13 protein-coding genes are annotated in these 13,195 nt (G+C 66.5%); 11 read left to right on the top strand and 2 right to left on the bottom strand.

Annotated elements, in window-relative coordinates:
- Positions 1-15: 15 nt before the first annotated feature.
- Positions 16-921 (bottom strand): LysR family transcriptional regulator, encoded by a 906-nt coding sequence (locus tag CE453_RS07425; RefSeq protein ID WP_089174001.1) that lies wholly within the window; start codon positions 919-921, stop codon positions 16-18.
- A gap of 198 nt (positions 922-1,119) precedes the next feature.
- Here CE453_RS07425 and CE453_RS07420 point away from each other — a divergent pair, with 198 nt between their 5' ends.
- The 10 genes from CE453_RS07420 to CE453_RS07375 all read left to right on the top strand — a co-directional run bounded on the left by CE453_RS07420 (position 1,120) and on the right by CE453_RS07375 (position 11,036).
- Positions 1,120-2,100 carry a dihydrodipicolinate synthase family protein gene (locus tag CE453_RS07420; protein ID WP_089174000.1) on the top strand — a complete coding sequence of 327 codons (981 nt, stop codon included), beginning with the start codon at positions 1,120-1,122 and terminating at the stop codon, positions 2,098-2,100.
- Between the two features lie 33 nt (positions 2,101-2,133).
- Entirely contained in the window at positions 2,134-2,685 is a 552-nt protein-coding gene (locus CE453_RS07415; protein WP_089173999.1) for a 3-hydroxyanthranilate 3,4-dioxygenase, read from the top strand.
- A gap of 206 nt (positions 2,686-2,891) precedes the next feature.
- A complete protein-coding gene (locus tag CE453_RS07410; protein ID WP_089177762.1) occupies positions 2,892-4,061 on the top strand; it encodes an ABC transporter substrate-binding protein in 1,170 nt (389 codons plus the stop codon).
- A gap of 62 nt (positions 4,062-4,123) precedes the next feature.
- A complete protein-coding gene (locus CE453_RS07405; RefSeq protein WP_089173998.1) occupies positions 4,124-5,038 on the top strand; it encodes a branched-chain amino acid ABC transporter permease in 915 nt (304 codons plus the stop codon).
- Between the two features lie 7 nt (positions 5,039-5,045).
- The gene (locus tag CE453_RS07400) at positions 5,046-6,053 is read left to right on the top strand and encodes a branched-chain amino acid ABC transporter permease (protein ID WP_248308097.1); all 1,008 of its coding nucleotides are present in this window, start codon (positions 5,046-5,048) and stop codon (positions 6,051-6,053) included.
- Positions 6,050-6,802, top strand: coding sequence for an ABC transporter ATP-binding protein (locus CE453_RS07395; protein ID WP_089173996.1), 753 nt, complete (start codon positions 6,050-6,052; stop codon positions 6,800-6,802). Before CE453_RS07400 ends, CE453_RS07395 begins: the two co-directional genes overlap by 4 nt.
- Positions 6,802-7,503: an ABC transporter ATP-binding protein gene (locus CE453_RS07390; protein WP_089173995.1), complete on the top strand. Its 702-nt coding sequence runs from the start codon at positions 6,802-6,804 to the stop codon at positions 7,501-7,503. The genes CE453_RS07395 and CE453_RS07390 overlap by 1 nt, the downstream gene beginning before the upstream one ends.
- Positions 7,490-8,614 (top strand): alpha/beta hydrolase, encoded by a 1,125-nt coding sequence (locus tag CE453_RS07385; RefSeq protein ID WP_089173994.1) that lies wholly within the window; start codon positions 7,490-7,492, stop codon positions 8,612-8,614. Before CE453_RS07390 ends, CE453_RS07385 begins: the two co-directional genes overlap by 14 nt.
- Entirely contained in the window at positions 8,611-9,429 is an 819-nt protein-coding gene (locus CE453_RS07380; protein ID WP_089173993.1) for an aspartate dehydrogenase, read from the top strand. The genes CE453_RS07385 and CE453_RS07380 overlap by 4 nt, the downstream gene beginning before the upstream one ends.
- A 173-nt stretch (positions 9,430-9,602) precedes the next feature.
- Positions 9,603-11,036 (top strand): NAD-dependent succinate-semialdehyde dehydrogenase, encoded by a 1,434-nt coding sequence (locus tag CE453_RS07375; protein WP_089173992.1) that lies wholly within the window; start codon positions 9,603-9,605, stop codon positions 11,034-11,036.
- Positions 11,037-11,099: 63 nt separating this feature from the next.
- Here the strand turns inward: CE453_RS07375 and CE453_RS07370 are convergent, their stop codons facing one another.
- A complete protein-coding gene (locus CE453_RS07370) occupies positions 11,100-12,002 on the bottom strand; it encodes a LysR family transcriptional regulator (protein WP_157732938.1) in 903 nt (300 codons plus the stop codon).
- Between the two features lie 101 nt (positions 12,003-12,103).
- Between CE453_RS07370 and CE453_RS07365 the strand changes: the two genes are divergently transcribed.
- Positions 12,104-13,126, top strand: a complete 1,023-nt coding sequence (locus CE453_RS07365; protein ID WP_089173991.1) for a bile acid:sodium symporter family protein — start codon at positions 12,104-12,106, stop codon at positions 13,124-13,126.
- The last annotated feature ends 69 nt before the right edge of the window (positions 13,127-13,195 follow it).

Raw genomic sequence — 13,195 nt, 5'->3', positions numbered from 1 at the left:
CCTTTTGCTTGTCGCTCACGCCTCGCTCGGCACCAGTTGCCGGACGAAGCGACGCAGCAGCACCTCGAAGGCCGACAAGGCGGGCGAGACCGAGCGGCCGCTCGGGCGGATCATGACGATGTCGCGGGTGATCGCCGGCTCGACCAGAGGCTTCGCAACGATCGAAGCTGGCGCCACGGCGCGCGCATAGGTCGGCAGCACGGCAATGCCGAGCCCGGCCTCGACCAGCGCCAGCGCCGTGGTGATCTGCGCCACCTCGTAAGCCGGCCTCAAGGTGATTTCCGCACTCTCGTAACCCACCTCGACCAGAAGGCGGATGCCGCTGTCGCGCGTCAGCGTGACGAGTTCCTCGTCGGCGAGCTCGCACCACGCTACCGTTTCCCGCGACGCGAAGGCATTGCCGCGCCCGCAGAACAGCATCAGGCTGTCGCGGGCGAGCGGCTGGCGCTCGATATTGTCCTCCAGCGCCGAGAAGGTGCCGATGCCGCAATCGGCCTTGCCGAAGCGCACCGCGTCGACGACGAGGTCGTTGCGGGCATCGAGGACCGTGACCTGCAGGCCGGGATGCTTCTCGCGCAGCGCGGCGATGGCTGGCGGCATGATGACGGCGGCCAGCAGCGGCGGCACCGCGACGACGATGCGCCCGCGCCGGCGCTCCGCCAGCCCGTTCGCATTCTCCACCGCCGTATCGAGGTCGGTCAGGATCTTCAGGGCCGCGCCATGGAATTCGCGCCCCCCCTCCGTCAACTCGACGCGCCGCGTCGTCCGGTCGAGCACACGGATGCCGAGTTCCCGCTCGAGTTCGCGCACGAGCTGGGACAGGGCCGGCTGCGCCATGTGCAGCCGTTCGGCCGCCTTGGTGAAGGTGCCCTGCTCGGCAACGGCGAGGAAGGCCTGGATCTGGCGCAGCGTGATCGCCATGGACACCTCGATTTATAAGGATAGCTTCCGAATTCATACGAATGTTACGAGTTGCCGTATAGCCCGCCCGTGCCATCATCGGCAGGTCGCCTCCATGGGGATGCGGCGCGGCTTGAGCCGGTGGCTGACGGGCCTGCGACGACAGACCGGCCTCGTCGTCCTGGCGCCGCAGTCTCGGGGAAGCGGGAACAGGGCTTCATGAAATACGCCAGGAAGGACGCCAAGGCCTATGCCCGCGCCCATATGAAGGGCATCTGGGCAGCAGCGCTCACCCCCTTCGCCAATTCCCTCGCCATGGACGAGGACGGCTTTCGCCAGAACATCCGCCACTGGCTCGACGACCTGAAGATCGACGGGCTGTTCATCGCCGGCAAGCAGGGCGAGTTCTTCTCGATGTCGCTGGAGGAGCGCAAGCGGAGCTTCGAGCTCGCGGTCGAGGCCTCGGCGGGGCGTGGCCAGACCATCATGTCCTGCTCCGATCAGAACATGGACGTGGCGATAGACCTCGCCCGCCATGCCCAGAAGGTCGGCGCCGACTACATCGTCGTACACGCGCCGATCCTGCATTTCTTCAAGGCGCAGGACGAGACGCTCTACGAATACTACCGGACCATCGCCGAGAAGGTCGATATCGGCATCGCGCTCTGGAGCCACCCGGATTCCGGCTACCTGATGAGCCCGCAGCTCTGCAACCGCCTTGCCGACATCGAGAACGTCGTCGCGATCAAGTACAGCGTGCCGCGGTCGATGTATGCGGAACTCACGCGCCTCGCCGGCGACCGCATCCTGGTCAGCACGGCCTCCGAGGAGGAGTGGCTCGACAATATCCTGGAGCTGGGCTGGCAGCTCTATCTCTGCTCCTCGCCGCCCTATCTGATCCAGACGGCGAACGATCTGCGCATGCGCGAATATACCGACCTCGCCTTCCGCGGCGAAGCGGCGAAGGCCCGCGCCGTCCGCGACAGCCTGAACCCGGTGCGCGAGGCGCTGCGCGGCACGCGACCGGCCGAGAAGCCCCATGCTCACCAGAAATATTGGCAGGACCTGCTCGGGCAGGTTGGCGGTCGCGTCCGGCCGCCGATGCTGGAATTGACCGAGGCCGAGAAGGCCGCGACGCGCGCCGCCTTCGAGAGTTGCGGGCTGAAGCCCGGCAAGGCGCCGCTCGCCAAGACCGGCTGAGCCCCATCACAAGCGACAACGGGAGAGGGAAAGATGGCGACCGAAGGACGGCTCAAGGCCTTCAACTTCAAGAAATGGATCGAGGAGCATGAACATCTGCTCAAGCCGCCAGTCGGCAACAAGAAGGTGTTCGACGATGGCCAGATGACGGTGATGGTGGTTGGCGGCCCCAACCAGCGCGCCGATTTCCATGACGACCCGGTGGAGGAGTTCTTCTACCAGCTCAAGGGCGACATGATGCTGAAGGTCGTCGACGACGGGAAGCACTACGACGTGACCGTCCGCGAGGGCGAGGTCTTCCTGCTGCCTCCGCATGTGCGCCACTCGCCACAGCGCCCCCAGGAAGGCTCGATCGGGCTCGTCGTCGAGCCGGCGCGTCATCCCGATCAGGTCGACGGCTTCGAATGGTACTGCTTCGAGTGCAACGGCCTGGTGCACCGCATCGAGCTGAAGGTGAAGGACCTCGTCAAGGATCTGCCGCCGCTCTACGAGGCCTTCTTCTCCGACGAGAAGGCCCGCACCTGCAAGCAGTGCGGCACCCTCCACCCTGGCAAGAAGCCGCCGCAAGGCTGGGTCGCCCTCTGAGCCAGCCATGCCGAAAGGAGGGCTCCCTCTTTCGGCGCGGCCCATGCTGAAATCGCGGACGGATGACCTTGCGTCGGGACCGGGCCCCGGCGATCTTGCGACAAGCCTTCACGGCGCCCGGAACGAGAGCACGCATAAGGCGCGGCGGCGCAGAAACGCCGCGTCGAACCATCTCAGAGGCAAGAACGGAACGACTGGAGTCCATGATGAAACTGCGCGGATTGCTTTTCGGCATCGCGGCATCGCTGGCGGCGGGCGCCAGCGCCCTCGCCCAGCAGGCGCCGGTCAAGATCGGCATGATCACCACCTTGTCCGGCCCCGGCGGCTATCTCGGCCAGGACATCCGCGACGCCTTCAAGCTCGCCATCGACATGGAAGGCGGCAAGCTCGGCGGCGTGCCGGTCGAGCTCGCCGTCGAGGATGACGGGCTGAAGCCCGGACAAGGCAAGCAGATCGCCGAGAAGATGCTGAAGACCGACGGCATCAAGATCCTGACCGGCATCGTCTTCTCGAACGTCGCCGGCGCGACCGTGCCCGACATCGTCGATTCCGGCGCGCTCTATGTCAGCCCCAATGCCGCGCCCTCGAACTTCGCCGGCAAGGAGTGCAACGAGAACTACTTCGTCGTCTCCTGGCAGAACGACAGCCTGCATGAGAGTGCTGGGCAATACGCCACCAATCTCGGCTACAAGAAAGCCTTCGTCCTCGCCCCCAACTATCAGGCGGGCAAGGACGCGCTGACCGGCTTCAAGCGCATGTTCAAGGGCGAGATCGCGGGCGAGGTCTATACCCGCCTCGACCAGACCGACTTCGCTCCCGAGATGGCGCAGATCCGCGCCGCCAATCCGGACGTCGTCTTCCAGTTCCATCCCGGCGGCGTCGGCATCGCCTTCCTGCGCCAGTACCAGCAGGCCGGACTGCTCGGGAAGATCCCCATGGTGCTCGCCGCGCCCTCGCTCGACTCGACCACGCTCGCCGCCGTCGGCGACGCGGCTGTCGGCCTGCGCGTCACCAGCCACTGGAACACCGATTTCGACAACCCCGCCAACAAGAAGTTCGTCGAGGCCTGGACCAAGGCCTACAACCGGACCCCGACCTATTACGCCAGCCAGGGTTACGACGCGGCGCTCGCCATCGCCTCGGCGCTGAAGGCGACTGGCGGCAAGGTCGATGTCTCCGCCCTGCGCACGGCGATGCGGAAGGCCGATTTCCAGTCGGTGCGCGGCGCCTTCAAGTTCGGCCCGAACCAGCACCCGGTGCAGGATTGGTACGCACTCGAGGCTCAGAAAGGCGCCGACGGAAAGCCGGTTCTCAAGACCATCGGAAAGGTGCTGAGCAACCACGGCGACGTCTACGCCGCCCAGTGCAAGCTCTGACCCGCGGCTCGTGAAGCGGGCGGCCTTTCGCTGCCCGCTTCACACCGCTGCAACTGCAAACGATGACCCTCGTTCTCGAACAATTGCTCAACGGCCTGCAGTTCGGCGTGATGCTGTTCCTGCTCGCAGCAGGGCTGACGCTGATCTTCGGCATCATGGGCGTGATCAACCTCGCCCATGGCTCGCTCTATATGGTCGGCGCCTATGGCGCGGCCTTCGTCGCGGCCCAGACGGGCTCGGTCGTCCTCGCCATTCTCGGCGGGCTGTCGGCGGCGGCGATCGTCGGCATGGCGATGGAGCTCGTCGTGCTGCGCCGGCTCTATGCCCGCGATCATCTCGATCAGGTGCTCGCGACCTTCGCGCTCATCCTGATCTTCAACCAGAGCGTCACCATCCTGTTCGGGCGCCAGCCGCTCTTCGTCTCGGTCCCGCCGGCGCTGAACGGCTCGGTCCAGCTCCTGCCCGGCCTCGCCTATCCGGTCTATCGGCTTGCCATCATCGCCGTTGGCCTTCTGGTGGCGCTCGGGCTCTATCTGCTGATCAACCGCACCCGCGTCGGCATGCTGGTCCGGGCCGGCGCTACCCATCGCGAGATGGTCCGCGCGCTCGGCGTCGATATCCGGCTGCTCTACACCGCGGTCTTTGGGCTCGGTGCCCTGCTCGCCGGCCTCGCCGGGCTGATGGCGGGGCCGATCCTCGCCGTGCAGGTCGGCATGGGCGAGCAGATCCTGATCACCACTTTCGTCGTCGTCGTCATCGGCGGCGTCGGTTCGATCCGCGGCGCCTTCTTCGGGGCCCTCATCGTCGGCCTCGTCGACACGTCCTTGCGTGCCTTCCTGCCGGGCCTGCTGCGCCATCTGATGACCGGCTCGGAAGCTGATGCGCTCGCCGCCGGCCTGTCCTCGATGGGCATCTACCTTCTGATGGCGATCGTACTGCTCGTGCGACCCAAAGGGCTCTTCCCCGCACATGTCTGAGAACGCCATGGAGCGGGCCGCACCCGCCACCTTAGCGCCCGGTGCGCTGCTGGGCATTCTCCTGCTCGGCGCGGGGCTGATCGCGCTGCCTTTCGTCGTGCAGGCGCTTGGTCAGCCCTCACTGGTGCCGCTGGCGAGCCGCGTATTGATCTATGCCATTGCGGCAGCGAGCCTCAATCTCGCTCTGGGCTTCGGCGGCATGGTGAGCTTCGGCCACGCCGCCTTCTTCGGCCTCGGCGGCTATGTCGTCGGCATCCTCTATAAGAGCTATGTCGGGGACGAGCTTTTCCTCGGCCTCATTCCCGGCACTGATCAGCTTCTCGTCACCCTGCCCGCGGCAGTGCTTGTAGCCGGGCTGCTCGCGCTGATCATCGGCGCGCTTAGTTTACGCACCAGCGGCGTGCAGTTCATCATGATCACGCTCGCCTTCGCGCAGATGCTGTTCTTCCTCTTCGTCTCGCTCAAGGTCTATGGCGGCGACGACGGCATGACGATCCGCCGCCGCAACGCGTTGTTCGGCCTGAACACGCGCGACGACGTCACCTTCTATTTCATCTGCCTTGCGATCGCGGCGCTGGTCTTCCTGCTGTTCTGGCGGATCGTGCGCTCGCGCTTCGGGCTGGTGCTGGCCGGCATCCGCCAGAACGAGCGGCGCATGGCCGCGATCGGCATCGCGCCCTATCGCTACAAGCTCGCCGCCTTCGTCATCTCCGGCATGGGAGCCGGGCTCGCAGGCGCGCTGATGGCGAATTACATGCGATTCGTCAGTCCCGACATGCTGCACTGGACCAAATCCGGCGAGCTGATGATCATGGTCATTCTCGGCGGCGTCGGTGCGCTGCTCGGACCTCTGCTTGGCGCAGCGGCTCTGGTGACGCTGGAAACCGTGCTGACCTCCTGGACCGAGCACTGGCAGCTCGTCCTCGGCCCGATCCTGTTGCTGGTCGTGCTCTTCACCCATGGCGGGCTCAACGGGCTGATCGGCCGGCTGCTCCCGGGCAGGAGCGCGAGATGACCGCCCCGCTCCTCTCCGTCCGCGGCCTGCGCAAGCGCTTCGGCGGCCTCGTCGCTACCGACGGCGTCGATCTTGATGTGATCGAGGGCGAGATCCATGCCCTGATCGGCCCCAACGGTGCCGGCAAGACAACGCTGCTCACCCAGCTCTTCGGCGAACTCTCCCATGACGAGGGCGCGATCCGCCTTTCGGGTGAGGACATCGGCGCCCTGCCGACGCCGGAGCGCGTCAGCCGCGGCGTTGCCCGCACCTTTCAGATCAATCAGCTCCTGCCCGACTTCACCATGCTCGACAATGTCGCGCTCGCCGTGCAGGCGCATGAGGGTCACAGCTTCCGTTTCTTCGCCGATGCGCGGCGCGACGAGGGGCTGCGCAGCCGCGCCCGGCAATATCTCACGACCGCAGGCCTGAGCCATCGGGCCGAGACCCGGGTCGCCGATCTCTCCCATGGCGAACAGAAGCAGCTCGAGTTCGCGATCGCGCTGGCCTGCGAGCCGCGCCTGCTCCTGCTCGATGAGCCGATGGCGGGGCTCGGCCATGCCGAGAGCGAGCAAATGGTCACGATGCTTTCGGGCCTCAAGGGCCGTGTCACCATGCTGCTGGTCGAGCACGACATGGACGCGGTGTTCGCGCTCGCCGACCGCATCTCCGTGCTGGTTTATGGCCGCGTCATCGCCACCGGCACGGCCGATGAGATTCGCGACAACCCGGAGGTCCGCACCGCCTATCTCGGCGAGGGAGACGCCTGATGCTGAGCGTGCGTGATCTTCAATCCGCCTATGGCGCGAGCCAGGTGCTGTTCGACGTCGCGCTCGACATCGCCGAGGGTGAGGTCGTGACCTTGCTCGGCCGCAACGGCATGGGCAAGACCACCACCATCCGCTCGATCATGGGCCTGCTTGCACCGAAATCCGGCGATATCCGCTTCGAGGGTCGCGCCGTCGCTGGCATCGCGCCCGAAAAGATCGCCCGCTGCGGCATTGGCCTCGTGCCCGAAGGCCGACAGATCTTCCCGACGCTCTCGGTGCGCGAAAACCTCGTCGCCACCGCCTCGAACCGGCTGAAGCGTTCCTCGCCCTGGACGCTAAGCCAAGTCTACGCCCTCTTCCCCCGCCTGCAGGAGCGCGCCGACCAGTCGGCCCGCACCCTCTCCGGCGGCGAACAGCAGATGCTCGCAATCGGCCGCGCGCTGATGACCAATCCCAAGCTGCTGATCCTCGACGAGGCGACCGAAGGCCTCGCTCCCGTGATCCGCGCCGAGATCTGGAGCTGCATCGAAGCGCTGAAGGCGCAGGGCCAGTCCATCCTGCTGATCGACAAGAACATCAACGTGCTGAAGCGCATCGCCGACCGGCACTACATCCTCGAAAAGGGCCGCACGGTCTGGTCGGGCTCCAGCGCCGATCTCGCCGCCAACGCCGAACTGGTGCATCGCTATGTCGGCGTCTGAAAGCGGTCTGTCCGAAATCGTCGCGCACAGCGCCGAGGCCGACCCGGTCGAAGCCCTGCGCGACACGCTGAGCGACATCCTGAGCGGGCTGGTCTCGGCCGGCTGTGGCCCCCACCATCTGCGAGGGATGATCTGGGAGACGGACCGCCCAGAAGCCTTCCACCTTTCGCGCCACACCGTCGAACTGGCCTATCGCGAGGTCTTCGCCGGCTTCCGTCCGCCGATCATGTTGCGCCCGGCAACTGCTCCCGGCCTGACGATCCGTGCCCATCACGCCGCGCCGCAGCCTTTGCCTGATACGCTGGTCGAAGGCTACACGCTGCGCGAGCTCGGCCGGCAATACAGCCCACGCCTGCAAGCCGATATGAAGGCGCTCTTTCGGCAATGGAGCCGCGACGGCGAAGCCTTCCGCGCCCGCCGCGGCGGCGTCGATCTCGCCTATGGCCCGGGTCGCTTCGAGACCCTCGATCTCTACCGCCCCGCGGGCGCGAGCCGGGCACCAGTCTTCGTCTTCATCCATGGCGGCTATTGGCAGGCCTCGGACAAGGTGCAGCATGCGCAATTCGCGCAAGGGCTACTCGATGCCGGCTTCGCCGTCGCCATGCCGAATTACGGGCTCGCACCCGATACGCCGCTCGAAGAATGCCTCGCCCAGAATATCGCGGCCCTGAACTTCCTTGTCCGCGAAGCGGGCGCCCTCGGCCTCGACGCGTCGCAACTGCATGTCTCCGGCCATTCCGCCGGCGGCCACCTCGCCGCCATGGTGCTCTGCGCACAGGACGCCCCACCGATCACCTCGGCCCTGCTGCTCTCCGGGCTCTACGACCTGAAGCCGCTGGGACATCTGCCGCTTGGCCGTTTGCTCGGTCTCGACGATGCCGGCCGTGCCGAACGCCTGAGCCCCCTCGGCCATCCGCGTCCGAGCACGCCGCGCATCGCTCTTGCCGTCGGTGAAGGCGAAAGCTCTGCCTTCAAGGCGCAGTCGGCCCGGCTCGCATCAGCCTGGCAGGCGCCAGAACCGCTGATCTGTCCCGGTCATCATTTCAGCATGCTCGAAGGGCTCAATGGCGCCGCCTTGCTGGACCTCGCATTGACCACGGCAGGACGATGACACGAACCCGCAAGCCGCTGCGCCTTGCTCTGATCGGTTGGGGCGCTATCAACCGGCGGATCGCCGAGCTGCTGGCTGAGCGTAACGGCACGAACGATATCGCCATCGCCGCCATAGGCATCCGCGATCCCGGCAAGGTCGTAGCTGCACCGCCCGCCGCGCGGCTGATCGCCGACCCACAGGGCCTCGCCGGGCTCGACCTCGACCTCATCGTCGAGGCGGCGGGTCGCGAGGCTGTCGGTATCTGGGGCGAAGCGGCGCTTGCCCACGCCCCTGCCTTCGCCGTCGCCTCGACCAGCGCCTTCTGCGACGCGGCTCTGCTCGACCGCCTGCTCGCTGTGGCAGAATCGAACGGCAGCCAGTTGCTGATTCCGCCCGGCGCGCTCGCCGGCATCGACGGCATCGCCGCCGCCTCGCTCCTTCCGTTGGAGGAGGTCATCCACCGCATCGTCAAGCCGCCGCAGGCCTGGCGCGGCACAGCCGCGGAAAACATCGTTGCGCTCGATGGCCTGACGCAGGCCATCACCTTCTTCTCAGGCACGGCACGCGAGGCCGCCTCGCGCTTTCCGCAAAACGCCAATGTCGCGGTGATCACGGCACTGGCCGGTATCGGGTTGGAGCGCACCCGCGTCGAGCTCGTCGCCGATCCGGCGGCCGGCGGCAACGGCCACCAGCTCAGCGTGCGCGGCAGCTTCGGCAAGCTCGACCTCACAATCGAGAACCGGCCGCTGGCCTCGAACCCGAAATCCTCGGAGATGACGGCACTCGGGCTGGTGCGCCTGATCGAGAACCGCATCAGACCGCTCGTGCGCTGAAACGGGCCTGGCGGGAGGCTTCCGCAAGCTCTCGCTATTTATAAGCCAGCCAATCTGAATTTATCTGATTTATCTGTCTGGATCGCGCAATGAGCCGCGACCTATCGTCCTCGCGACACCGGCGAACCAGTCCCCGGAACATCACGCTGAACGCGCCGCAAGCCGAGGCCTGCATGACGACCTATCCCGATCTCAAGCTCTATATCGGCGGCGCCTGGCGCAAGACGGCAGAGGAATTGCCTGTTCTCAACCCTGCCGACGAAAGCGTGATCGGCGCCGTACCCGTCGCCTCCCATGCCGATCTCGACGATGCGCTTGCCGCCGCAGCGGAAGGCTTCAAGCTCTGGAGCCGGACTTCTCCGCGCGAGCGTGGGGAGATCATGCTCAAGGCCGCAGCGCTGATGCGCCAGCGCGCCGAGGAAATCGCCTATGCGATCACGCTCGAGCACGGCAAGCCGTTCGGGCAGGCCTGCCTCGAAGTGGTGCGGGGCTGCGAATTCTTTGAATGGGATGCAGCCGAAGGCCAGCGCACCTATGGCCGCGTCGTCCCCAGCGAGCCCGGCATTCGCTACATCGTGCTGCGCCAGCCGGTCGGCATCGTCGCCGCCTTCTCGCCCTGGAACTTCCCGATGAGCCAGCCCGCGCGCAAGATTGCCGGCGCGCTGGCCGCCGGCTGCTCGATCATCATCAAGGCGGCGGAGGAGACTCCGGCGGGCGCGCTACACATAGCCCGCGCCCTCCACGATGCCGGCCTGCCGCCCGGTGTCTTCAACCTCGTCTTCGGCGTTCCGGCCCGGATCTCCGAATATCTCATCCCGAAACCGCAGACCCGGCTCGTCGCCTTCACCGGTTCCACCGCTGTCGGCAAGCATCTCTCCGAGCTCGCCGCTCGGCACATGACACCGGTGCTGATGGAGCTCGGCGGCCATGCCCCGGTCATCGTCTGCGACGATGTCGATCCCGTTGCCGCGGCGCAGGCCTCGGCCAGCCGCAAGGTCCGCAACGCCGGGCAGGTCTGCACCTCGCCGACGCGCTTCTTCGTGCAGGAAGCGATCTTCGAGCGCTTCCTGCAGAGCTTCGCGGAGAAGGCCCGCAGCACCATCGTCGGCAACGGCCTCGACGCCGCAACGGAAATGGGCCCGGTCGCGAACCATCGCCGCATCGAAGCGCTGGAGGCATTGACGGCCGATGCCCGCGCCCGCGGCGGCCGTGTCCTGACCGGGGGCGAGCGTATCGGCAATCGGGGCTATTTCTTCCCGCCGACCGTGCTGACCGAGCTGCCGGACGACGCCCGCGCCTTGCGCGAGGAGCCCTTCGGTCCGATGGCGATCATCAATCCGGTGCGCTCGGTCGAAGAGGCGATCGAAAAGGCGAATGCCCTGCCCTTCGGCCTCGCCGCCTATGGCTTCACCCACTCGGCTGCCCGCGCCGACATGCTGGCCGAAGGCATCGAGGCCGGCAATGTCTCGATCAACACGCTGGAAGCTTCGGTGGCGGAGGTACCCTTCGGCGGCGTCAAGGACAGCGGCTATGGGCGCGAGGGCGGTGCCGAAGGCCTCGACCACTACATGAACGTCAAGACACTCTCGCACCGGATGACGGTCTAAAGCATTTTCTAGCGAAGTGGGCACCGGTTCGCGTGAAGAAAATGCGATAATGCAGGAACTGCTCTAGGATCGGCCCCGTCTGCCCGCCGGACTCTCCGGCGGCAACAGGCGGCCGGAACCCGAGAGGATGCTGGTGGCGAGCGCCCGGGCCGCTTCCTCATGCGATTGCCCGCCGACCACGACGAACTCGATCGAGCCCAGCCGCGGCAGCGCTTCGCGCGGTTCGACCTCTGCCAGCCCCGGCGGTATCAGCCGGGCCGAATGGGCGGTGACGCCGAGCCCTGCCACCGTCGCGGCGCGCAGGCCCGCCAGGCTGCCGCTGGTGCAGGCGACACGCCAGGCTCGCCCGGCTCGCTCCAGCGTCTCGATCGCATGCACGCGCGAGATGCTCGGCGGTGGATAGAGCACCAGCGGCACCACCGGCTGCTCGGCCAATCGCGAACCCGGCCGGCCGATCCAGACCAGACGCTCCTCCCAGGCAACGACGCCGCGGGCATCGCCGTTGCGGCGCTTGACGAAGATCAGGTCGAGATCGCCGGCGTCATATTGCTCGTAGAGCCGGCCGCTCAGGCCCACCGTCAGCTCCAGATCGACGGCGTGATGCTGCATGGCGAACTCCGCCAGGATCTCCGGCAGCGCCGTGAAGGCGAAATCCTCCGAGACGCCAAGCCGCAGCCGCCCCCGCAGGGTGGAGCCCTTGAGGTAGTGCTCGATGCGGCTGCCTGCCTCCAGCACCTGCCTGGCGAAAGGCTGGATGGCGTCGCCGTCCGGCGTCGGGCGCACCTCATGCGTATCCCGCGCCAAGAGCTTGCGCCCCACGCGTTTCTCCAGCCGCGCCACATGCTGGCTGACGGAGGACTGCCGCAGGCCGAGCTGCCGCGCGGCTTCGGTGAAACTCAGTGTCTCACAGACCTTGAGAAAGCTGCGCAGCAGGACGGGATCGAGCGGCTTTGGATCGGTGCTCATGCTCATCATGTTTCATGATGAGCAATATCATGTCCAGTCCGGATCAAAATGAGTTGGTGATCTGTTAGGAAGCCGTCCTCGCGTTTCCAGGAAGGCCCGGAATGATCCGTCGCACGCTCGCCCGCTTCGGCATCGACCCCTATCTCCTCGCGCTGCTCGGGACTGTCGCTGTCGCGATCATCCTGCCGGCGCGCGGCCAGGGAGCGGTCGTAGCCAATGATGCAGTCTCGGTCGCAGTCGCGCTACTGTTCTTCCTCTATGGCGCGCGGCTGTCGCCGAAGGCGGTCTGGGAAGGGTTGCTGCACTGGCGGCTGCAGTCCCTCGTCTTCGCCAGCACCTACATTCTCTTCCCCGTGCTCGGCCTCGGCCTGACCAAGGCGTTCGGCACCTGGCTCTCGCCCACGCTCATCCTTGGGCTGATGTTCGTCTGCGTGCTGCCCTCGACCGTTCAGTCCTCGATCGCCTTCACTTCGATTGCGCGCGGCAATGTCGCCGCCGCGCTGTGCAGCGCCTCGGTCTCGAACCTGTTCGGCATGGTGGTGACGCCGCTGCTCGTCATGCTGCTGCTCGATTCGAAGGGCGTCGGCTTCAGCGGCGAGGCGATGAAGAGCATCGCGCTGCAATTGCTGCTGCCCTTCGCGATCGGCCAGCTCCTGCGCCCTTGGATCGGCAGCTTCCTGCAGCGCTACAAGTCCGTGATCTCCATCGTCGACCGCGGCTCGATCCTGCTGGTCGTCTATGACGCCTTCAGCGAGGGCATGGCCGCTGGCATCTGGTCGCAGGTCACTGTGAGCGATCTCGTGGTGGTGATCCTGCTCGACATGGTGCTGCTCGCCGCCGTGCTGGCGATCACCACCATCGTCAGCCGCCGCCTGGGCTTCGCCAAGGAGGACGAGATCGTCATCGTGTTCTGCGGCTCGAAGAAGAGCCTGGCGAGCGGCATCCCGATGGCCAATATCCTCTTCCCCGGCCAGGCGCTCGGCCTCATCGTCCTGCCGCTGATGCTGTTCCACCAGATCCAGCTCTTCGCCTGCGCCACGCTTGCTCAGCGCTATGCGAGGCGCCCGGCCGAGTCGCGACCGGAGCCGCTGCCCTCCGCCGTGCTTGACCCGGCAAAGGCCTGAGTCGCCCCCAGGCACCCGCGCGTCCTCCCGACCTGATTGCGGGAACAGCAGGGCCCCAGCCTTGTTGAT

The sequence above is a fragment of the Bosea sp. AS-1 genome, from assembly GCF_002220095.1.
GTDB lineage: Bacteria > Pseudomonadota > Alphaproteobacteria > Rhizobiales > Beijerinckiaceae > Allobosea.
The sequence above is the reverse complement of the archived record's forward strand: the minus strand, read 5'-3'. Positions and strand labels throughout refer to the sequence as shown.